The 20,274-nt window shown below is 57.9% G+C and carries 20 protein-coding genes; 7 read left to right on the top strand and 13 right to left on the bottom strand.

All coding sequences use genetic code 11. The annotated features are described in order from the left end of the window. The first annotated feature begins 33 nt into the window (after positions 1-33). Positions 34-945 (top strand): tRNA 2-thiocytidine(32) synthetase TtcA, encoded by a 912-nt coding sequence (ttcA, locus tag B2590_RS12115; RefSeq protein ID WP_075196242.1) that lies wholly within the window; start codon positions 34-36, stop codon positions 943-945. Between the two features lie 29 nt (positions 946-974). On the opposite strand, the gene B2590_RS12120 is transcribed toward ttcA, so the two are convergent. From B2590_RS12120 to ccoN, 9 genes are all read right to left on the bottom strand, one after another. Next, positions 975-1,673 carry a sulfite exporter TauE/SafE family protein gene (locus B2590_RS12120; RefSeq protein WP_085680187.1) on the bottom strand — a complete coding sequence of 233 codons (699 nt, stop codon included), beginning with the start codon at positions 1,671-1,673 and terminating at the stop codon, positions 975-977. Beyond that, positions 1,673-1,900 carry a cbb3-type cytochrome oxidase assembly protein CcoS gene (ccoS, locus tag B2590_RS12125; RefSeq protein ID WP_041334231.1) on the bottom strand — a complete coding sequence of 76 codons (228 nt, stop codon included), beginning with the start codon at positions 1,898-1,900 and terminating at the stop codon, positions 1,673-1,675. Before ccoS ends, B2590_RS12120 begins: the two co-directional genes overlap by 1 nt. Before the next feature lie 42 nt (positions 1,901-1,942). Continuing rightward, positions 1,943-4,390, bottom strand: a complete 2,448-nt coding sequence (locus B2590_RS12130; RefSeq protein ID WP_278367531.1) for a heavy metal translocating P-type ATPase — start codon at positions 4,388-4,390, stop codon at positions 1,943-1,945. Further along, complete coding sequence (locus tag B2590_RS12135) at positions 4,387-4,902, bottom strand: FixH family protein (protein ID WP_091641359.1); 516 nt, start codon at positions 4,900-4,902, stop codon at positions 4,387-4,389. Before B2590_RS12135 ends, B2590_RS12130 begins: the two co-directional genes overlap by 4 nt. A gap of 44 nt (positions 4,903-4,946) precedes the next feature. Beyond that, positions 4,947-6,380, bottom strand: coding sequence for a cytochrome c oxidase accessory protein CcoG (ccoG, locus tag B2590_RS12140; RefSeq protein ID WP_075196237.1), 1,434 nt, complete (start codon positions 6,378-6,380; stop codon positions 4,947-4,949). A 132-nt stretch (positions 6,381-6,512) separates the two neighbouring features. After that, positions 6,513-7,403: a cytochrome-c oxidase, cbb3-type subunit III gene (gene ccoP, locus B2590_RS12145; RefSeq protein ID WP_041334233.1), complete on the bottom strand. Its 891-nt coding sequence runs from the start codon at positions 7,401-7,403 to the stop codon at positions 6,513-6,515. Then, a complete protein-coding gene (locus B2590_RS12150) occupies positions 7,400-7,585 on the bottom strand; it encodes a CcoQ/FixQ family Cbb3-type cytochrome c oxidase assembly chaperone (RefSeq protein ID WP_036205261.1) in 186 nt (61 codons plus the stop codon). The genes ccoP and B2590_RS12150 overlap by 4 nt, the downstream gene beginning before the upstream one ends. Before the next feature lie 5 nt (positions 7,586-7,590). Next, positions 7,591-8,199 carry a cytochrome-c oxidase, cbb3-type subunit II gene (gene ccoO / locus B2590_RS12155; protein WP_007153695.1) on the bottom strand — a complete coding sequence of 203 codons (609 nt, stop codon included), beginning with the start codon at positions 8,197-8,199 and terminating at the stop codon, positions 7,591-7,593. 15 nt (positions 8,200-8,214) lie between these two features. Then, positions 8,215-9,645, bottom strand: a complete 1,431-nt coding sequence (gene ccoN, locus B2590_RS12160; protein ID WP_007153696.1) for a cytochrome-c oxidase, cbb3-type subunit I — start codon at positions 9,643-9,645, stop codon at positions 8,215-8,217. A 228-nt stretch (positions 9,646-9,873) separates the two neighbouring features. Here ccoN and B2590_RS12165 point away from each other — a divergent pair, with 228 nt between their 5' ends. Next, positions 9,874-10,536, top strand: coding sequence for an alpha/beta family hydrolase (locus tag B2590_RS12165; protein WP_052479672.1), 663 nt, complete (start codon positions 9,874-9,876; stop codon positions 10,534-10,536). 1 nt (position 10,537) lies between these two features. Here B2590_RS12165 and B2590_RS12170 read toward each other — a convergent pair whose 3' ends face one another. After that, positions 10,538-12,379: a sensor domain-containing diguanylate cyclase gene (locus B2590_RS12170; protein ID WP_075196235.1), complete on the bottom strand. Its 1,842-nt coding sequence runs from the start codon at positions 12,377-12,379 to the stop codon at positions 10,538-10,540. 112 nt (positions 12,380-12,491) lie between these two features. On the opposite strand from B2590_RS12170, the gene rlmM reads away from it, so the two are divergent. After that, the gene (gene rlmM / locus B2590_RS12175) at positions 12,492-13,568 is read left to right on the top strand and encodes a 23S rRNA (cytidine(2498)-2'-O)-methyltransferase RlmM (protein ID WP_273064420.1); all 1,077 of its coding nucleotides are present in this window, start codon (positions 12,492-12,494) and stop codon (positions 13,566-13,568) included. A gap of 20 nt (positions 13,569-13,588) precedes the next feature. On the opposite strand, the gene B2590_RS12180 is transcribed toward rlmM, so the two are convergent. Beyond that, on the bottom strand, positions 13,589-13,873 hold the full coding sequence (locus B2590_RS12180; protein WP_041334237.1) for an antibiotic biosynthesis monooxygenase family protein: 285 nt from the start codon (positions 13,871-13,873) through the stop codon (positions 13,589-13,591). Between the two features lie 89 nt (positions 13,874-13,962). Here B2590_RS12180 and tusA point away from each other — a divergent pair, with 89 nt between their 5' ends. Further along, entirely contained in the window at positions 13,963-14,202 is a 240-nt protein-coding gene (tusA, locus tag B2590_RS12185) for a sulfurtransferase TusA (RefSeq protein WP_041334240.1), read from the top strand. A 10-nt stretch (positions 14,203-14,212) separates the two neighbouring features. Here tusA and dsbD read toward each other — a convergent pair whose 3' ends face one another. Next, on the bottom strand, positions 14,213-16,126 hold the full coding sequence (gene dsbD / locus B2590_RS12190; protein ID WP_127401518.1) for a protein-disulfide reductase DsbD: 1,914 nt from the start codon (positions 16,124-16,126) through the stop codon (positions 14,213-14,215). Between the two features lie 150 nt (positions 16,127-16,276). On the opposite strand from dsbD, the gene B2590_RS12195 reads away from it, so the two are divergent. The 3 genes from B2590_RS12195 to pdxB are packed head-to-tail and all read left to right on the top strand — an operon-like array spanning position 16,277 to position 19,322. Next, positions 16,277-16,855 (top strand): elongation factor P hydroxylase, encoded by a 579-nt coding sequence (locus B2590_RS12195; protein ID WP_273623547.1) that lies wholly within the window; start codon positions 16,277-16,279, stop codon positions 16,853-16,855. Positions 16,856-16,861: 6 nt separating this feature from the next. Then, a complete protein-coding gene (locus tag B2590_RS12200; RefSeq protein WP_041334245.1) occupies positions 16,862-18,148 on the top strand; it encodes a DEAD/DEAH box helicase in 1,287 nt (428 codons plus the stop codon). 19 nt (positions 18,149-18,167) lie between these two features. Beyond that, entirely contained in the window at positions 18,168-19,322 is a 1,155-nt protein-coding gene (gene pdxB, locus B2590_RS12205) for a 4-phosphoerythronate dehydrogenase PdxB (protein WP_278367520.1), read from the top strand. 30 nt (positions 19,323-19,352) lie between these two features. Here the strand turns inward: pdxB and htpX are convergent, their stop codons facing one another. After that, positions 19,353-20,234, bottom strand: a complete 882-nt coding sequence (gene htpX / locus B2590_RS12210; protein WP_091641347.1) for a protease HtpX — start codon at positions 20,232-20,234, stop codon at positions 19,353-19,355. Positions 20,235-20,274: the final 40 nt, after the last annotated feature.

Raw genomic sequence — 20,274 nt, forward strand, 5'->3', positions numbered from 1 at the left:
GACGCTCACTGACCTTATGAACGACGTTTTCCTATGCCCGAAGCAATAACTGCCAACTCCGAAACCGCCCAGGCTCCTGAAGCGGAGCGCAAGCAGAAACTGGAACTGAACAAGCTGCAGAAGCGCCTGCGCCGGGAAATGGGGCAGGCGATTGCTGATTTCTCGATGATCGAGGCTGGTGACAAAGTCATGTGCTGCCTGTCTGGCGGCAAGGACTCCTACGCCATGCTCGATATCCTGCTGAATCTCCAGAAAAGCGCGCCGGTGCGCTTTGAGCTGATTGCTGTGAACCTGGATCAGAAGCAGCCCGGCTTCCCGGAAGAAGTGCTGCCTGAGTACCTTTCGGCTCTTGATATTGAGTATCACATCATCGAGAAGGACACCTACAGTATTGTTAAGGAAAAAGTACCGGAAGGGAAGACCACCTGCGGACTTTGTTCCCGCCTACGTCGCGGAATTCTCTATAATTTTGCGGAAGAACACGGCGTTACCAAGATTGCTTTGGGGCACCATCGGGATGACCTGCTGGAAACGCTGTTCCTGAACATGTTCTATGGCGGCAAGCTGAAATCCATGCCGCCGGTTCTGCACAGCGACGACGGCCGGAACACGGTGATTCGCCCGTTGGCATACAGCCGGGAGAAAGACATTGCGCGCTACGCCAGCTTGCGCGAGTTCCCGATCATTCCCTGCAACCTCTGCGGTTCCCAGGAAAACCTGCAGCGTCAGGTGATCAAGGACATGTTCCAGACCTGGGACAAGCAGCACCCGGGGCGCCTGGAAACCATGTTTCGGGCCATGTGTAACGTTGAGCCGTCACACCTCGCCGATACCTCCCTGTACAACTTCCGTGAGGGTCACCGCCATTCCGAGCCGGGCCAAAGTGCCGGGACGGTCGAGCCCCAAACACCCGATTTCGGACGGTTGGACGTGCTTAATATCTGATCAGTTCGAGCGGGTAGTCCAGCCCTTGTCTATCCGTGACCGGTATGCAAAAAGGCAGTGACAGGAAGGGTCCAGATACCGAAACCAATCAGCAGCAGTCCGGCGATCTGCCGAAAGCGTTGGTGTTCCCGCAGTTTTCGGATCCAGGTGGCGGCGTAACCGGTGGCCAGCATGGATGGCAGGGTACCGAGGCCGAAGAACAACATGGTGGTGGCCGCGCTGCCCACCGAGGGTTGCAGGGCAGCCCAGCCCAGGGTGCTGTAGACCAGCCCGCAGGGCAACCAGCCCCAGAGTGCGCCAAGGATGAGCGCCTGGTGGAAATGATGCACCGGGAGCACTCGGGCGGTGAGCGGTGACAGACGTTTCCAGACCGGGGCACCGATGCGTTCTACGTAGCGGATGCCTTGCCACCACTGCCCCATGGACAGTCCCATCAGGATCAGCAGTATCCCTGCCATTGTTCGAAGTATCGGGCCAAGTTGCGTCCAATAGGCCGAGGCGCTGGTGCTCAGCAGCGCGATCAGGGCCGCAATCGCTGCGTAGCTGCCAATCCGCCCGCCATTGAAGGCGAGCAGCATGGCGGTCTGGCGAACACGGAAGCCCCGGCCAACAGGCAGTGCCATGGACAATGACGCGCTGATCCCTCCGCACATACTCAGGCAATGGGTGCTGCCGAGCAGGCCAATCAGGAAGGCGCTGGAATAACTCAGGTAAAGTTCTTCGCCCATCAGGATTTGTGGCTGTCGCCCGGCTCCTCGGCAGAGTTGGAGTTGGCATCCTGCTTGGGTTGTTTGGCGTCGTCCGGGATCATGTCTTTGTCATCGTCATAAAGGATGCGATGGGCCGGTCCATCAAGGTCATCGTATTGGCCGTTCTTGACGGCCCAGGAGAACAGCAGGATGCCTAGTGCCACCAGGATCAGCATGACCGGAACCAGGATCATTACGATTTGCACAGGGCTACCTCAAACGTGTTGGGTGATTCAGTGTTCACGGTATCAGGACGTTGCTTCGGCGCCAACCGCCGGGGCGTGGGATACCGGGTTGCCTCGCTGCCTACCTAGCCGCATGGCATTGAGTACCACCACCAGTGAGCTGAGGGACATGCCGATGGCCGCCAGCCAGGGTGGAACCAGACCCGCTGCCGCCAGGGGCAGGGCGCAGACGTTGTAGGCCAGTGCCCAGGCCATGTTCTGGCGGATGACGCGGCGTGTGTCCTGGCTGGCTTTCAGGGCTTCGGACAGTTGCGTTAACTGCCCGCTCAACAGCACTGCATCGGCCTTGAGTTGGGTCAGATCGGCAGCGCTTCCCATGGCCACGGACACACCAGCACCGGCCATGGAGGGCAGGTCGTTGAGGCCATCACCCACCATCATGATCTGGTGGCCCTGGTCGCGGAGGTTCTCCAGTACGCGGAGTTTCTCTTCCGGTGAGGCCTGGCCGATGGCTTCATCAATGCCGAGTCTGCCTGCTATCTGATCAACGTGTCCTGAGCGGTCGCCGCTGAGCAGAATGGTGCGCAGTCCTGCATTTTGCAGGGCCTGGACGGCTTCTCTTGCATCCGGTCTGGGCTCGTCGTCCAGTGTGAACCTGGCCATCCAGCCACGGTCCGTGGCCAGCCATATCTCCATGCCTTTGGAGGTGTCGGCTTCCGGCGCCGGGCTACCCAGCTTCTCTTCCACAAAATCCCGGTGGCCAATATAGAGGGGTGCCCCGTCTACCTGTCCCGAGAGACCACCGCCCAAGTGGTTTTGTACCTGCCTGGCGGCGTAACCGGGTATCTGGTGGAATACCCTGGCGATCGGGTGTTCCGAATGTTTCTCCAGGCTGGCTGCCAGTTGCCGGCATCGATCCGCATCAAGGTTGCCGAAGGTTCGGGTATCCACCAGGCTGAGTTCACCTCGGGTCAGGGTGCCGGTTTTATCGAAAATCACCGTGTCGATGGTGTTCAGGGATTCCAGAGTGTGTCCGCGTGTTGGAAGGAAGCCCAGCTTGCGAAGTCTCATGGTTGCCGACGTTATTGCCGTTGGAGTGGCGAGCGACAGGGCGCAGGGACAAGTCACTACCAGTACCGAGAGCGTAATGTCGAAGGCATTATCGGCGCCGGCCATCCACCAGCCAATCCAGATGAGTGGGGCCAGGATCAGCACACGGCTGACAAACACGCCGGCAATTCGATCGGCCGTCAGCGCAACGGGTGGCTTCTCAGCCTGCACCCGATCCAGCACCCGCAAAATGCCGGACAGTCTGGTCTGTGTGCCGGCGCGGCGAACCTCAACCTCCAACGGGTTCTCGCCGTTGATGCTGCCAGCATGGACGGGGTCACCCTCGCTACGGGTTTCCGGCAGATATTCACCGGTCAAAGCCGCTTCGTTAAGGGTGGAGTGGCCGCTGACGATGACGCCGTCTGCGGGCAATGTTTCGCCAGGCCGGATGCGAATAACGTCGCCGGCAGCCAGGTCATGGGTGGCGACGATATCACTGCCGTTCCCCTGGATGCGGTTGGCGACCATGGGCTGGAAGCCGGCCAGCGCGTTGCCTGTCAGCCCGGCGCGGTAACGGGCCTGCATCTCAATGTAGCGGCCAAGCTGCAGGAAAAAGGTAAACATACAGACGGACTCGAAATAGACTTCCTCGCCGCCGAATACCGTCACCCATGCGCTGGCGACATAGGCCAGGCCAATCGCGGTGGCCACCGGTACGTCCATGGTCAGGTGACGGCTGCGAAGATCCCTGAATGCGTTTGTGAAGAACGGACGAGCGCTGTAAAGGACTACGGGGGTGGCGACCAGAAGACTGAACCAGCGGAAAAAACTGACAAACTCTGGCGACAGGTCATTCACCAGTTCGAAATAAAGCGGAAAGGCCAGCATCATGCTCTGGAACGAGCCTATCCCCGCGACAGCCAGGCGGATCAGTGCAGAGCGATGTTCCGCTTTCAGGGCTTTCTCGGCCTCATCGGCCTGATAGGGGCGGGCTCGATAGCCCAGTTCATGGACGGCAATCAGTAGCTGGCTGAGTTTTGAGTGCTCCGGGTTCCAGACCAGTCGCGCGCGCTGGGTGCTGTGATTGACGGAAAATGACACCACGCCCGGTTGCCTGGCCATGTGGTTTTCCAGCAACCATATGCAAGCGGCGCAGGTGATGCCGCTTACAAGCAGTGTGGCTTCCTGGCCAGCGGTAACGGGAGATACAAACGACTTCTGAACCAGGGGATGGTCCACTTCGAGGATACGGTTCCGTTCGGAATCGCTGAGCGCCTTCGGGGTGACGGCCGGCTCGGTGCGGAACTGGTAGAACCCGGTGAGGCCTTCGGCGCGAATGGTCTCACAGACCGCCTTGCACCCAACGCAGCAGAAGTGTCGCAACGCTCCTTCAAGTTCCAGGGTGATGGGTGGCGTTCCAGTGGCCGGCTCACCACAATGATAACAATCCAAGGGGATCACCCGCGGTCTTCTGTGACCGCACCGAGGCTCAGGGAGCGTTGCGATGGCAGGCTGGACTCACCTTTCAGTCGCCATTGGTTGTCCGGGCCACGCAGGTCAAAGTACCAGCGGCCTTCAATCGGCTGATTCAGGGTGGCGCTGTATAGTCCCTCGCCGATTGCCCGGAATTGTATGGTGCGGTCGTACTCCGACATGGTCGGGTGATACAGGCTCAGTATCAGGTAAGGGTAGTTCGCAGGGCCGTCGGCAGTATCCATGGAGAGGGTGATTTCCCGTTCGCCAAATGTCATATCTGCCGTCAGGCCCAGGTCTTCGGCTTTCTGGTCGCGTGCAATTGCCATGTTGATCCCGCGACCCTCCTTGGAATAGTCGTCGGTTACCATGGAGTTGTCGGTGTTTATCGCGACCGTAATGGCGATGGAGCACCAGATAATGGCGGCGCCGGGAAATATCAGCAGGAACCAGAGCCAGGGTTGCCGGTACCAGGGAACGACGGGTGCGTTTTCATTCATAGTGCTGTCTCTCAAGGCTGGTCTCCCTGGTTGGTGTCAGGGGATCAGCGATTTGGACCGACAAACCGGCTTTCGGTTTCAAGAACGAGCGATTCGTCGGATTGTGATTCAAGCGTGAAGACAATGGCATTGTTGCTTTCCGAGAGTTTCTCGGGCGCGACATCCACCACCGTCGGCAGTGCCCGGTTCTCACTGCTCGCCACCGTCAGGGTGTTCTCGGTCAGCAACCGGATGCCTTCCAGGCCTGAAACCGAGATCGTAAAGGTCTGCGGCACTTCCGACATATTGGCGACTTTGAGGGTGTAGGTATTCTCTACCCGTCCTTCACCGTTGAAGCTGAAGAGGGCGCCTCGATCCCTCAGGACATCAAGCTGTGCCGGAACCCGGGTGGCAATTGTGAATACAATCGCGCCAACCATCAGCAGCAATACCAGCCCGTAACCAAAGGTGCGCGGTCTCATCAGCTTCGAGGTTTTGCCTTCCAGTTCGTTTTCAGTGGTATAGCGAATCAGGCCGCGCGGATATTCCATCTTGTCCATGACTTCGTCACACGCATCAATGCACAGCGCGCAGCCAATACACTCGTACTGCAGCCCGTCTCGAATGTCGATGCCGGTAGGGCATACCTGAACACACTGGCCACAGTCGATGCAGTCACCAAGGCCCAGTTCCGAGGGTTCAATGCCTTTCTTGCGCCCGCCGCGGGGCTCCCCCCGGTTGGGATCATAGGACACCACGCGGGTATCGGGGTCGAACATGACGGACTGGAAGCGGGCGTAGGGGCACATATACAGACATACCTGCTCACGCAGCCAGCCGGCGTTCAGGTAGGTGGCGGCTGTAAAGAAGGCGACCCAGAAATAGGCCCAACCGTTGGCCTGCAGGGTGAACAGGTCGGTGATGAGTTCACGGATGGGGTAGAAGTAACCAACAAAGGTCAGGCCGGTGGCGAGCGCAATCAGTAGCCACGCGGAGTGCTTTGCGGATTTTTTGGCGATTTTCTCAGCGGAACGGGGCGCCTTGTCCAGCTTCATCCGCTTATTGCGGCTGCCCTCTATACGCTCCTCCACCCACATGAAGATAAATGTCCAAACGGTTTGGGGGCATGTGTAGCCACACCACACCCGGCCGAACAGCGTGGTGATAAAAAACAGGCCAAAAGCGGCGATGATCAGCATACCCGACAGCAGGATAAAATCCTGGGGATAGAACGTGGTTCCGTAGAGGTGGAATTCCCGCGCCGGGAGATCGAAATGAATCAGCGGCTGACCATCCACGGTAAACCAGACGAACAGGAAGTACATGCCCATCAGAGCTGTCAGGCTGACATTCCGGATACGCTGAAAGAAGCCCTTCTTGACCCCTTTGACGTAGATCTTTTTGCGGCTGGCGTATAGCTCGACAGTTCCGGTGTTTTTATTGTTGTCGGAGGTGTCAGAGGATGGGTCAATCTGTTTGACCGGAATCTCACTGCTCATCGTTACCTCCCGATGATGTGGCGCCCTGATTCACAGTGGACTGTGGGGCAGTCGATCTTCTCAAGCCTTGGTCCGCAGGTGGCAGGCCAAGGGTTGAGCAGACCGGGCCGGGACAGAATCCCGGCCGGGTACTCAGTTGGACAGGCTGTAGACGTACGCAGCCAGGATCTGGATCTGATCGTCGGAGAGCCGGTCACCCTGTGCGGGCATCTGGTTCGCACGACCGTTTACCACGGTTTCCTTGATCCACTCGTAGGTGGAGCCGTACAGCCAGGTATTGTCGGTGAGGTTCGGGGCGCCCATAGCCTGGTTGCCCTTGCCGTCCTGACCGTGACAGGCCACGCAGGCCTGTGCAAACACCTGCTCGCCCTTGGCAGCGGCTTCCTCGTCTTTTGCCCGGTCGCTGAAACTGAGCACGTAGTTTACAACCTGATCGACCTGCTCAGAGGTCATGCCCGGCATGGTGCCCTTCGCGGGCATGTTGCCGTTACGCCCCTGGTGCAGGGTGGTCAGGATGGTGTCCGGGTCGCCGCCATACAGCCAGTCGTCATCCGTCAGGTTGGGAAACCCGAGGGAGCCGCGCCCAGCGGAACCGTGGCAGACGGCACAGTTGTTGGCGAACAGCCGCTGGCCCATTTTCATGGCGTCGTCGTTCTCTGCCAGCTCGGCCACCGGTGTGTCACCAAACTTGGCGTAGAGCTCGCCGTAACGGGCATCGGCCTGCTGCATTTCGGCCTGCCACTGGTTCTCAGCGGTCCATCCCAGCAGCCCCTTGTAGTTACCCAGGCCCGGGTACAGGGCGAGATAGCCCAGTGCGAAAACACAGGTCGCGATAAAGAGGTAGTACCACCACTTTGGCAGCGGGTTGTCGTATTCTTCAATGCCATCGAACGAATGACCAACGGTTTTGTTGGTTTCAGTATCGGTGGTCTGGCCCTTGCGGGTGGCATACAGAAGCCACCAACAGCCAAACACGGTACCGAGCACGATCACGCTGATCCAGATGCTCCAGAAGGTACTCATTGCTTTTTCTCCGTTTGTTCCTGTTCAAGAGTACGCTTTTCCACGTCGTCATCCTCGAAGGGCAGGTGGGCCGCCTCGTCGTTGGGCTTCTTCCGGTGGGCGCTGTAGGCCCACCAGATGATGCCAAGGAACATGGCCATAATGACCAGTGAGTGAATGCCGCGTAACTCGTTAATATCCATGGGGATCACCGTTTATCTGAAATCACGGTACCAAGCTGCTGCAGGTACGCCACCAGGGCTTCGATTTCGAATTTGCCCCTGACTTCGTCGGCCGCTCCGGCAACCTGCTCGTCGGTATAGGGCACGCCCAGGGTCTGAAGCGTTTCCAGCTTGGACTCGGTGCTGGTGTGATCGATGCGATTCTCGAACAGCCACGGGAAAGCGGGCATGTTGGATTCAGGCACAACGCTGCGGGGATCGTACAGGTGCTGGCGCTGCCAGGCGTCGGAGTAGCGACCACCGACACGCGCCAGGTCAGGACCGGTACGCTTGGAGCCCCACAGGAACGGACGATCGTAGACAAACTCGCCCGCAACGGAGTAGTGGCCGTAGCGCTCGGTTTCAGCGCGGAACGGGCGGATCTGCTGGGTGTGGCAGACGTGACAGCCTTCACGGATATAGATGTCCCGGCCTTCCAGTTCCAGTGCTGACAGGGGCTCAAGGCCTTCAACCGGCTCGTTGGTCTCGTCCAGGAAGAACAGCGGAACCACTTCTGCCAGGAAACCACCACTGATGGTGAAGATGATCAGTACGATCATCAGCCCCAGGTTCTTTTCAACAATTTCGTGTTTCATTGATTCTGTCTCCCGTTACGCCGCTTGCGCTGCTGTATTGTCCTGAGCAACGGCTTCCTTCTGACGCACGGTCATGTACACGTTGTATGCCATCACCAGCATACCGGTCAGGAAAATCACACCGCCAAGGAATCGCACGAAATAGCCTGATTCGGACGCTTCAAGGGCTTCGACAAAACTGTAGGTCAGGGTTCCGTCTTCGTTGACGGCGCGCCACATAAGCCCCTGCATAATACCGTTCACCCACATGGCAACGATGTAGAGTACGGTGCCCACGGTGGCCAGCCAGAAGTGGACGTTGATCAGGCTGACGCTGTACATGGCCTGAAGGCCCCACAGCTTGGGAATCAGGTGATAGATGGCGCCGATACTGATCATGGCAACCCAGCCCAGTGCACCGGAGTGTACGTGGCCAATGGTCCAGTCCGTGTTGTGCGACAGCGCGTTAACCGTCTTGATGGCCATCATCGGGCCTTCAAACGTAGACATGCCATAGAACGACAGAGACACCACGAGGAAGCGGAGGATCGGGTCGGTACGCAGTTTGTGCCAGGCACCCGACAGCGTCATCATACCGTTGATCATTCCGCCCCAGGAGGGTGCAAGCAGGATCAGAGACATTACCATGCCCGCGGTTTGGGCCCAGTCCGGCAGCGCCGAGTAGTGCAGGTGGTGGCCGCCCGCCCATACGTAGGTCGCAATCAGCGCCCAGAAGTGAACGATGGACAGGCGATAAGAGTAGATAGGGCGGTTGGCCTGTTTGGGAACAAAGTAATACATCATCCCCAGGAAGCCTGCAGTCAGGAAGAAACCGACCGCGTTGTGGCCCCACCACCACTGCATCATCGCGTCTGTCACGCCCGCGTAGGCGGAGTAGGATTTGAAGGCGCCCGCCGGTAAGGCCAGGTTGTTACCAATGTGCAGAATGGCCACGGTCAGGATGAAACCGCCGTAGAACCAGTTGGCCACATAGATGTGGGCAGTGGCGCGCCGCATGATTGTGCCAAAGAAAACCAGTGCGTAGGACACCCAGACAATGGCGATAAGGATATCAATTGGCCACTCGAGTTCTGCGTATTCCTTGGAAGAGGTGAGGCCCATTGGCAGGGTAATGATCGCCGCAACCATCACGGCTTGCCAGCCCCAGAAGGTGAACGCCGCGAGCCCATCGGAGATCAGTCGCGCCTGACAGGTACGCTGAACAACGTAATAGGAGGTGGCAAACAGTGCCGAACCACCAAACCCGAAGATGACGAGGTTTGTGTGGAGCGGCCGTAAACGACCGAAGTGAGTCCAGGAGAAATCCAGGTTCATCGAGGGCCAAACAAGCTGGGATGCGATCAGCACACCCATGCCCATGCCAACAATGCCCCAGACCAACGTCATGATGGCAAACTGTCTCACCACCTTGTAGTTGTATGTCAGGTTAGCATTTACTGTGCTCATAGCCTTACCAATGGGTTTAGAGTGGGGAAAATATGCGGGCGCAAGTATGGAGAAACGATTAGCTGTTTGCAATGACGTAGATCAACTCTGAAACTCTGTCAACTGGGTCTAAATCAGTAACATGGCGAATCTACAAGGGTAATCACGAATGCTCCAAAAGCGGTTTTTGATGTTCGGTTGATGCATTGCTTCCCGGAACACTAATGATAGTCATAATTCGGAGGTTTGGTGAATTCTGTAACCGTATTCAAAACCAGGGCGAAAAGTAGTGTGGCAGCGCCGGTGCTTGTCCTTGCACATGGCGCAGGTGCACCCGCCGATTCGCCGTTCATGGAGCTCCTGGCGGCAGCGCTTTCAGCGCAGGGCGTGACGACCGTCAGGTTTGAGTTCCCCTATATGGAGAAGCGGCGGGAGGATGGCAAAAAGCGGCCACCAGACCGCCAGCCAACACTGCTTGGGCATTTCCGCACGGTCATTGCAGAAACTTGCGCCGGCATCGACGGGCAGGCCGGCGTTTTTGTCGGAGGCAAGTCCATGGGGGGAAGAATGGCCAGCATTCTGGCTGCTGAGCCCGGCATTGACGACGCGGTGCGTGGTGCTGTGTGTTTCGGCTATCCCTTTCATCCTCCTGGCAAAAATGATCGGTGGCGGACGGATCATTTCCAGTCATTGTGCCGGCCAATACAGATCATTCAGGGAACGCGTGATCCTTTCGGCAAACAGGCAGAGGTTGAGGCGCGTGCACTGGACACCCTGGATAACGTAAATTTGGCGTGGCTGGAAGGTGGAGACCACGATTATCGGCCCCTGGCGCGACAGAGTGAGAGCCGGGAAGATCTGATTCAGCAGGCGGCGGCAGCAGCTGCGAGGTTTATGATCGGGCAGGAATGAGTCAGGAGACCTCGGGCGTCGCTTGCTCAGTCCGGTTTCGACCGCACGCTTTGGCACGATAGAGCGCCTCATCGGCACGCCGGAACAGATCTCGCTCATCATCCCCCTGGGATAACGTGGCGGTACCGGCGCTCATGGTCAGCGTAACCGGTGTGCCATCGTCCGCAGGCACGCGTATCGCAGCGATATCCTCAAGAATCCCTTCACAGACACCCAGAGCGCCATTCGCGTCGGTGCCGGGTAACAGGATGGCGAATTCCTCTCCGCCAAAGCGGATAGCAACATCACGGGGTCGTTTGACGTGGCGCCTGAGAATGTCGGCAATGTGTTGCAGGCAACGATCACCAAACTCGTGCCCCCAGGAGTCGTTGACAGCCTTGAAGTGGTCGGCATCCAATAGAGCAATGGTCAGGGGTTGACCAGTACGTCGGGCTTCGGCACAGAGTTCCGGCAGCAGGTTGTCCATATGACGGCGATTATGGAGCCCGGTCAGAGCGTCATTGAGGCTTAGGGTTGCCAGCTGCCGGTTTGCCTTTTCCAGCTCTCTCATGGTGCTGCGAAGCTGCGCGGTGCGTTCATGCACCTTTAACTCGAGCTCGGTTCTGGCGTTATGCTCTACGTCCAGAAGCTTTTTATTCAATAGCCGCCAACGCTGCACCATGGCGTAATTGAGCAGAATAACCTGCGCTCCAACGGCGGCCTGCATAAAGATTTCCCGTGCCAGGAAGTCAGCCAGGTAACCAAAGGCAGCCATTGAATAGATCAGGGCGCCTGCCAACATGCCAGACCATGCCACTACGTACCACTTGGCGGGAGAATATCCCTGGCGCCAGCGGATGATGCCAATGATAAACAGGCAGGCAATGATCAGCAGTGCAATCCCGGTATTCAATACGATGGATCTGTTGTAGGGCAACAGGAATGCCATGATGAACAGGCCTGCGCTGGTCAGGGCAAGCCCCGTCAACACCTTGTTCGCAATCGTGTTGGTGGGGATTTCGAGGAATGAGCGCCCGAACAGGGTCATCGCCAGCGAACTGATCGACATCAGCATGGGAATCGATGTATTGGCGAAACCGGTACTGTCGGGCCAGAAATACTGGTTGGCGAAACCGCCCATGGCGAACAGGAACAGCCCCAGGGATGCCATGTAAAAGGCGTTGTAGAAGTAGTAGCCGGTGCCGGAACTGAAAAAGAGCAGCAGGTTGAATACCGCAAAGACCAGCAACGCCCCATAGAAGAAGCCGTGCAGGAGGGTAAGGTGGTTGCTTTCCGCGATCGTCGTTTCCGGCGTTTTCAGCGACAGCGGAACGTTCAATGCCCCGCTGCTCTGAATCCGCAAGGTGATGGTTTGGGTTTCGCCAGCGCCGAGCGTGACGGGGAGCAGGAAATACCGGTAATCTATGCCCCGCGAGAGAAAGGGGTGCTGGTCCCCCGTGGTCAAGGCTGGTTCAACGAGTTCGCTGGAGCGCCAGAACGTTACTTCATCCAGCAGTGGGTAATTGAGCTTCAGGTACCAGAGCTTCTGGCTATCGTCGGAATTCCGAACATTGAGGCGAACCCAGTACACCGAATCGGTGTGGCTGAATACCAGATCGTGTCCCCTGGCGGATGTCCATTGAATATCCGCCGGCAGTTCACGGGGGGATTCGGCCCGATGTGCGGGCGTGTCGGGTGCTGCGCTCAGGAAGCAGACATGGTTCATCAGCGCTTCCCGTTGCACCGGATCGTTGGCGTCCAGCGCCGGGCAATGAGGTGTCGTTCCCGGATGGGTCGCCAGTGACAGGTCCGTGACCAGTAATAGCCCGATCAGTGGGAACAGAAAGCGCAGGTACAGCGGCATTAAGGTATTCCTGCCAGCGGAAAGCCCAATAGTGTAGACAAATGCGGGCTGTGTATATGTTAAACAGATTCAAATTTGGGGTTTCTGGTGAGAAGCCCTGTCCAGGTGCCTAATGGAACAACTGATTGCAATTTGTCGTCCCGGGTTCGAGACGGAAGCGGGGCGGGAGTTAACCGACTCGGCTGCCAGCGGCGGGGTCTATGGTTACTTCGAGCCCTCTGTAAACCAGGGATTTCTGACCTTTCACTGCCCGGGGCCCGGGCAGGTGGAGATGCTGGTCCAGCGGCTGTCCATCGACCAGCTGGTGTTTGTCAGGGACTGGTTTGTGGTTTTAGCGGACGTAGCCCTGCCCACGTCGGATCGCGTCGGCGCCGTTATTGACGCATTGCGGTCCGTTGATGGGGCGATTCCTGTCTGTGCCCGTATTGAAATTCGTCTTCCCGAAAACAACGCTGACGCAGACCTCGGCAACTTCGCCCGCAAATGGGTTTCCCCACTGTCGAAAGCGCTCAGGGGCGCCGGGTTACTGGAGAAGGATTCGAAAGCTGAGTCGCCGGCACGGCTTGAAGTGTTGCTGACGGGGTTTGAACGCGCCATCGTCGGGTTCAGCCTGGCCAGCAATCGTGCGCGTTACGTCAGTGGTATACCAAGGCTTCGACTGCCCGCGTCCGCCCCCAGCCGATCGGCGCTGAAACTGGAAGAAGCGTGGAAGGTGTTCCTGCCCCCGGGCCAGGAACTGGACTACCTGGGAAGCGGCAAGCAGGCTGTGGATCTGGGCGCGGCTCCCGGTGGCTGGACCTGGCAACTGGTCCGGCAGGGTATGATGGTGACCGCCGTTGATAATGGGCCCATGAATGCTGAATTGATGGCTTCCGGACACGTAGAGCATGTTGAGGCAGATGGTTATCAATGGAGGCCCCGGCGCGGTGTGGACTGGATGGTGTGCGATATCGTCGACCATCCACGCCGAACCTCGGAGATGGTCGTGCATTGGCTGTCTGCCAAGCTTTGTCGCTATACCGTTTTCAATCTGAAACTACCGATGAAAAAACGATACGACGAGTGGTTGGTGTGCAAGGACATCCTGGAAGAAGGCCTTGCACAGACGGAAATGAACTTCCTGCTGAGGGCCCGTCACCTCTACCACGATCGTGAGGAGATCACCTGCTTCATAGAACGCAGGGACTGAGCGCCTGTAAATAGCGTGCTTTAGCTATGCTGCCACACGGTGATAATCTCGTCCCGGTCCATCATTGGAATCAGCTCCGCCATCAGTTCCCGGCGTTCCTCTGAGAGGAACCAGCGCTGCCAGTCGGCTTCGGAGCGCCAGTTGGAGAGGGTAAGGCGATGGTTGGAGTCGTGGGTATCGACCAGCGTTTCACCGGAAACGAAGCCGGGGGCGCTTACGGCGTTCTGAAGGACCTTGCGGGATCTGTCCTCGTAGGCGGATTCGAGTGTTTCAGCAATATGACGTTCAATCAGCACCCGGATCATTGTTTACCTCGTTTTGTTTTTTGACATCTATAAACAATAATTTAGCACGTATTTTCCAAAATTCAGGTGGAATCGCAGGAGGAAGAACATTGGGACAACCGGAACACGATGCAGAGCTGGACGCCCGGGGACTGTTTTGCCCCGAACCCGTCATGCTGCTGCATAATAGAATCGTGGATATCAGTATAGGGGGCGTCTTGAAGGTGGTTGCCACGGACCCGTCAACAACCCGGGATATACCGAGGTTCTGCCAGTTCCTGAATCACGAGCTGGTGTACAGCGCCGAGGATGACCAGGAATTTGTTTACTTCATCCGACGAGGGGAGTGACTAAAGGCTGTCAGGAGCCGCCCGACATGTCCAGTGCGTTCAGATGGCCGAGGAACTGTTCGCGGTCCATTTCGCCCAGTATCCGGGCGGTTTCCAGCTCAGCCCCATCGTTGCCATAGAACAGAATGGCTGGCGGGCCGAACAGCCCCAGTTCCTCAAGCAGTGCCTGCTGGGCGGGCGTGTTGTCCGTCATGTCCAGTTGCAGCAGTGTGTAGGGTGACAGCGCCTGGATCACAGAGTCATTGCTGAAAACGTTCCGCTCCATAACCTTGCAGGAGATACACCAGTCGGCGTAGAAGTCCAGCATGACCGGGGTGCCGTTTCGTTTGGCCTGGGCCAGTTGATTGCGAATATCGGCGGGCGATTCCAGGCGGAGGAACTGGGCGTGGGCCATCTGGGAGGCAGAGCCACCCGCAACCGCCGGGTTGGCTGCCGTGAACGGCGCTAATGGCTTCATTGGATCATTGGCGCCAGACACCGCGCCGGCCAAGAGCGCAATACCGTAGGCAAACATCACCAGGCCGAGGCCTTTGCGAGTGCGCTCCCACCCAGCCTTTGCGGCATCGAAGGCTCCGAGCTGCACGCCAGTCACGGCAATCAGTAACCCCCAGAGTGTCAGCGCCAGCCAGGCTGGTACCAGCCGTTCCACCAACCAGATTGCAACCGCCAGCAGCATGACGCCGTAGAAGGCCTTAACCACGTTCATCCAGGGACCGGTGGAAGGCAACAGTTTGCGGCCACCCACCGCCACGAGTATTAGGGGAATGCCCATGCCGAGCCCAAGGGCGAACAGGGCAACGCCTCCAATGACGGCATCCTGGGTGGTACTGATGTAAAGCAGGCTGCCAGCAAGCGGTGCCGACACGCAGGGTGAAACGATCAGTGCTGACAGCGCGCCGATGCCGAAGATGCTGACCACGCGGCTGCCGGTCAGGCGATGGCTGGCATCGTTGAGCGGTTCCCGGATAAACCGGGGAAGCTGGATCTCAAACAGGTTGAACATGGAGAGGGCAAATACCACGAACAGTGCCGCGAAAACGCTCAGCACCCACGGCGACTGCAGGTGTGCCTGAAGGTTGAAACTGGCACCCAGTAACCCGGTAATCACACCCGCTGCGGCATAAGTCAGTGCCATACCCAGGACATAGCTGCCGGAAAGCAGCAGCGCGTGGGCGGTGGTGCTGGTGTTGCGACTGGACACCAGTGAGGAAATGATTGGCACCATGGGTAGGACGCAGGGTGTAAAGGTCAGCCCCAGCCCAAGTAGCAGAAACAGGGCCGCGATGACCAGGACAGACTGGTTGGCCAAAAAGCCGGCGAGCCCGGTCGCCGAGGATGTATCCGTGGGTGCATTTGTTGACGATGACTGGGCATTGCCTGATGACCCCGAAGAGCCGGACATGCCGGCAGGAACGGGGGCGTCGTTGCTTCCGGCGCTGGCGTAGTACAGCGCGTCACGGGTTTGCGGCGGGTAGCACAGGCCTGCCTTGGCACAGCCCTGGTAGGTAACCTGAAGCTCCGCCTCGCGGACGCCTTCCGGAAGATTGACCGGGACGCGTGCCTGAACCGGGTCGTAGAAGACCGTGACCTTGCCGAAGAACTCATCCTCCGTATCGGTACCGGTGTAGGAGAAATCAGGTTCACCCAGGGTGACGCCGTCTGTTTTGCTGCTTACCTGGATGCGGCCTTTATAGAGGTAGTGTTCAGGGGTGACGTCCCAGGACAGCACAATAGCGCCGGTATCGACGGTGTAATTGAACGGCAGGGCTTCGTCCACCGGCAGGAAATCGTTGCTGCCGCCGAACAGCGAATTGCCTGCCGCGGACGCGAACAGCGATACGGCGGACAGTGCCAGAAACACTAAAAAGCGGCTCAGCACCCGATGGAGAGCACTACTGCGTGAGGCTGTGTTGTTGCCGGTCATAGTCAATGGATTACCGTAGCTGGTTCTGGAAATATCTGCGTGGTCTCAGTGTCTGTTGAAACCCTGCATCCCAAGGTTGCAATGGACTCATTTGTCAGGCAAAAGTTCCCTCTGGTATTGAACGGTCTAAAGTCGCACAATAGCCGTCCCATGAAACACGATCCTGATGATCTTATCATGCTGTTCAGTGACCTGTTCCGGGAGGATTACCGGACCGTTCTGGTCAAGGGCAGCGATGAGCCTGAATACCTGCCCGCAACGGCGTCTGGCAGTTACGCACAGATTATCTTTGCTCACGGTTATTATGCCAGTGCTCTGCATGAAATCAGTCATTGGTGTATCGCCGGTGAGCACCGGCGCACACTTCGGGACTTTGGCTACTGGTACTGTCCCGATGGCCGCGACGAGGCGCAGCAGCAAGCCTTTGAAAAGGCTGAAATCAAGCCGCAGGCCCTGGAATGGCTGTTCTCTGCCGCATCGGGCACACGTTTCCACATCAGCGTCGACAATCTCTCCGGTTGCGGGGCATGGGATGAGAACGCCTTTCGCAGGAATGTGCGGGCGCAGGCAAATTATTACCTTGAGCACGGCATGCCGGCCCGCGCGGGCCTGTTTTTCGAGACGCTCAAGACATTTTACGGAACCGGGGCTGATTTTAACGAAGTCTGGAAGAAAGAGACCAGGCGCCTGATGCCCGACGATTCCGCCACAGACACTGAGGTAGATTGAAGCAACATGACATCTGACGCACCCGAAGCCGGCAAAACCTTCTTCAAGGATCTCAACCTTGACCAGCGAGTGCTCGATGCCATCACCGATATCGGTTTTGAGCATTGCACACCCATCCAGGCAGAGACTCTTCCGTTCACCCTGGCGTGCCAGGACCTGATCGGCCAGGCTCAAACCGGCACCGGTAAAACCGCCGCATTCCTGATCACTGCTATCCAGAGCATGCTGGAAACGCCGATTCCGAAAGAGGACCGGTTCGCCTCGGAACCCCGGGTTCTGGCCCTGGCGCCAACCCGTGAACTGGCCATGCAGATCGCCAAGGACGCCGAGCAACTATGCGGCTACACGGGCCATAATGTGGTCACCGTGGTGGGTGGTATGAACTACGATAAACAGCGCGATCAGCTCCAGAACGAGATCGTTGACATACTAGTGGCAACCCCGGGCCGGCTGATTGATTTCCTGGGCTCTCAGGACGTTTTTCTCGACCAGCTCGACATCCTGATTCTGGATGAAGCGGACCGGATGCTGGACATGGGCTTTATTCCCGATGTGAAGCGCATTATCCGCAAGTGCACGCCAAAGGAAGAGCGTCAGACCTTGCTGTTCAGCGCCACCTTTAACCAGGACGTCCTCAACCTCGCCTCGATGTGGACCAAAAGTGCGGAATTCGTCGAGATCGAACCGGAACAGAAGACCGCCGAGCGAGTTAAGCAGACTGTCTACTTGGTGGGCGAGGATGAAAAACTGCCGGTACTGGTCAACTATCTTCAGCGCCCCGAGGTGGAAAAAGCCATCGTCTTTGCGAACCGTCGTGACCAGTGTCGTGACCTGGATGAGGACCTTCGCAACCAGGGCGTAAAGGTCGCGCTGATGTCAGGGGAAATCGCCCAGAACAAGCGGCTGAAGACATTGGAACAGTTCAAGAATGGCAGCATTCAGGTGCTGGTTGCCACGGATGTCGCCGGTCGTGGTATCCACGTTGACGGTGTAACCCACGTATTCAACTATAATCTGCCGGACAACGCTGAGGATTACGTTCACCGTATCGGACGCACCGGTCGGGCAGGGAAGCACGGTGTCTCTGTCAGCTTTGCCAGTGAGGACGATGCCTTTTCACTGCCGGCTATCGAGTCCTACATCAGCCAGAAACTGACCACGGCGGTGCCGGATGAAGCGCTGATGACCGAACTCGCCAAACCGCCGATCACTCGCAAGCGTGGTGGCCGGCGTCCCCAAGGCAACCGCAGCCAGGGTGGACGTGGCGGAAACCAGCGTCAACGCAGGAACTAACAGGTTGGGAAGCAGGATCATGCGGATAGTAGCGGACGAGAACATACCCTTACTGGAATCGTTTTTTGGCGATATCGGCGAGATACGACCAGTGTCCGGGCGCACGATGTCTGCTGCGGATGTTCAGAATGCGGATATCCTGCTGGTGCGTTCAGTCACTCGGGTCAATCAGGCGTTGCTTGAAGGAAGCCGGGTCCGCTTCGTTGGAACCTGTACCATCGGTACCGACCATGTTGATCAGAAATGGCTTGAATCCAGTGGGATCGCGTTTTCGGCGGCGCCCGGCTGCAACGCCAACAGTGTGGTTGAGTACGTGCTGTCAGTGATCTCACTGCACGCGGAAAAGCGTGGCGTGGCGGATTGGTCAAAACTCAGTGTTGGTATCGTGGGTGCCGGCAATGTAGGTGGAGAGCTTGCACGCAAGCTGGACAGGCTCGGTTTCAATGTGCGCCTTTGTGACCCGCCACGGGCCGAAAGGGAAGGCGACGAAGGCGAGAAATTTGTCAGTCTTGACGAGGCCATGGCGTGCGACGTGGTAACACTGCACACGCCACTGACCCGCGAGGGAGAGCATGCAACGCTTCATATGTTCGGGCAGGAACGATTGTCTTCGTTGACTGAAGACCAGTTGCTGATCAATACCAGCCGGGGCGAAGTTATTGAAACCTCCTCCTTGCTGGCGCGTCTGGAGGCGCCAAACGCGCCTACAGTGGTACTGGATGTCTTTGAGCATGAGCCCCGGGTTAACGCTGAACTGGTGGAAAAAGTATGGCTTGTCACTCCCCATATCGCAGGCTATAGCCTGGAGGGCAAGGTGCAGGGTAGTGAGGTGGTGTACCAGGCGCTGAGTCGCTATATGGGACTGCCCGCCCGCAAGAAGGCTGGTCAGTTCCTGCCAGAACCAGCGTTGAGCAAACTCTCCTTTACCAGTGCTGCAGAAGAAATGGCGTCAGCCAATATTGCCATACGGTCCTGCTACGATCCGCGCCAGGATGACGCTCGCATGCGGCTGGCAATGGCGCTGCAGCCGGAGGATCGGGCGCAGGCCTTTGACCGGTTGCGCCGGGATTATCCGGTCCGGCGGGAGTTTTCCAGCTTGAAGATCCAGCTCAAGGGCACCAGTAAATCCATGCAGGATACTTTCCGGGCCCTTGGCTTCAAGCTGAAGCTCTGACGTTCCTTCGAACGCGCCTGTTCGCGCCGATTACAGCTGCGCGCTCTTCAGAGCCTCGATCCGGCTGTCCAGCGGCGGGTGTGTCATGAACAGGGCGCTGATGCCCGCCCTTGCACCTCGATTGATGCCAAACGCCTGCAGGCTGTCGGGCATTTGATCAGGCACTTCGCTTTCCTGTTTCAGCCGCGCCAGGGCGTTGATCATGGCGCCACGGCCTGCCAGTTGCGCGCCAGCGATGTCGGCACGGTATTCCCGGCGACGCGAGAACCAGAACACAATGGTACTGGCAAGAATGCCCAGCACGATTTCCGCCACGATACTGACCACGAAGAAGCCGATACCATGCCCGCTTTCGTTCTTGAACACCACGCGGTCAACAAACGAGCCGATCACGCGGGACGCAAAAATTACGAACGTGTTCACCACACCCTGAATCAGCGCGAGGGTTACCATGTCGCCGTTGGCCACGTGGCCTATTTCGTGGCCCAGGACCGCACGAATTTCCTCCTTGTTAAAGCGGTGCAGCAGCCCCTCGCTGACGGCTACCAGCGAGTTGTTCTTGTTCCAGCCGGTGGCAAAAGCATTGGATTGTGAGGCCGGGAAAATGGCGACTTCCGGCATACCGATGCCGGCATTTTCTGAAAGCTCGCGAACGGTGTCTACCAGCCAGCGCTCAGCCGGCGTACGCGGCGACTCGATCACCTTTGCCTTGGTGCTCCACTTAGCCACGGGCTTGGAAATTAGCAGCGATACAATGGCGCCGGCAAAGCCGAAGACCGCAGCGAAGGCAAGCAGCGAACCGTACTGGATACCGTTCTGGGCGAGATAGCTGTCAACACCCAGAAGTTTCAGGGTAAAACTGGCGACAAGAATGACGGCCAGGTTGGTGGCAAGAAACAGCAGAATACGCATCTTGAATCCCTTGTTGAATCGTCGGCCGCAGACCGCGGTT

The organism is Marinobacter sp. UBA3604 (assembly GCF_002375325.1).
GTDB classification, from domain to species: Bacteria; Pseudomonadota; Gammaproteobacteria; order Pseudomonadales; family Oleiphilaceae; genus Marinobacter; species Marinobacter salarius.

What these genes read in the sequence shown, in the direction of transcription:
- ccoG (WP_075196237.1), bottom strand. Translation starts at nt 6,380, where the DNA reads ATGAGCAGTGAGATTCCGGTCAAACAGATTGACCCATCCTCTGACACC.
- pdxB (WP_278367520.1), top strand. Translation starts at nt 18,168, where the DNA reads ATGCGGATAGTAGCGGACGAGAACATACCCTTACTGGAATCGTTTTTT.
- B2590_RS12120 (WP_085680187.1), bottom strand. Translation starts at nt 1,673, where the DNA reads ATGGGCGAAGAACTTTACCTGAGTTATTCCAGCGCCTTCCTGATTGGC.
- ttcA (WP_075196242.1), top strand. Translation starts at nt 34, where the DNA reads ATGCCCGAAGCAATAACTGCCAACTCCGAAACCGCCCAGGCTCCTGAA.
- B2590_RS12200 (WP_041334245.1), top strand. Translation starts at nt 16,862, where the DNA reads ATGACATCTGACGCACCCGAAGCCGGCAAAACCTTCTTCAAGGATCTC.
- ccoO (WP_007153695.1), bottom strand. Translation starts at nt 8,199, where the DNA reads ATGAAACACGAAATTGTTGAAAAGAACCTGGGGCTGATGATCGTACTG.
- B2590_RS12135 (WP_091641359.1), bottom strand. Translation starts at nt 4,902, where the DNA reads ATGAATGAAAACGCACCCGTCGTTCCCTGGTACCGGCAACCCTGGCTC.
- B2590_RS12170 (WP_075196235.1), bottom strand. Translation starts at nt 12,379, where the DNA reads ATGCCGCTGTACCTGCGCTTTCTGTTCCCACTGATCGGGCTATTACTG.
- ccoP (WP_041334233.1), bottom strand. Translation starts at nt 7,403, where the DNA reads ATGAGTACCTTCTGGAGCATCTGGATCAGCGTGATCGTGCTCGGTACC.
- htpX (WP_091641347.1), bottom strand. Translation starts at nt 20,234, where the DNA reads ATGCGTATTCTGCTGTTTCTTGCCACCAACCTGGCCGTCATTCTTGTC.
- dsbD (WP_127401518.1), bottom strand. Translation starts at nt 16,126, where the DNA reads ATGACCGGCAACAACACAGCCTCACGCAGTAGTGCTCTCCATCGGGTG.
- B2590_RS12180 (WP_041334237.1), bottom strand. Translation starts at nt 13,873, where the DNA reads ATGATCCGGGTGCTGATTGAACGTCATATTGCTGAAACACTCGAATCC.
- rlmM (WP_273064420.1), top strand. Translation starts at nt 12,492, where the DNA reads ATGGAACAACTGATTGCAATTTGTCGTCCCGGGTTCGAGACGGAAGCG.
- B2590_RS12195 (WP_273623547.1), top strand. Translation starts at nt 16,277, where the DNA reads ATGAAACACGATCCTGATGATCTTATCATGCTGTTCAGTGACCTGTTC.
- ccoN (WP_007153696.1), bottom strand. Translation starts at nt 9,645, where the DNA reads ATGAGCACAGTAAATGCTAACCTGACATACAACTACAAGGTGGTGAGA.
- B2590_RS12150 (WP_036205261.1), bottom strand. Translation starts at nt 7,585, where the DNA reads ATGGATATTAACGAGTTACGCGGCATTCACTCACTGGTCATTATGGCC.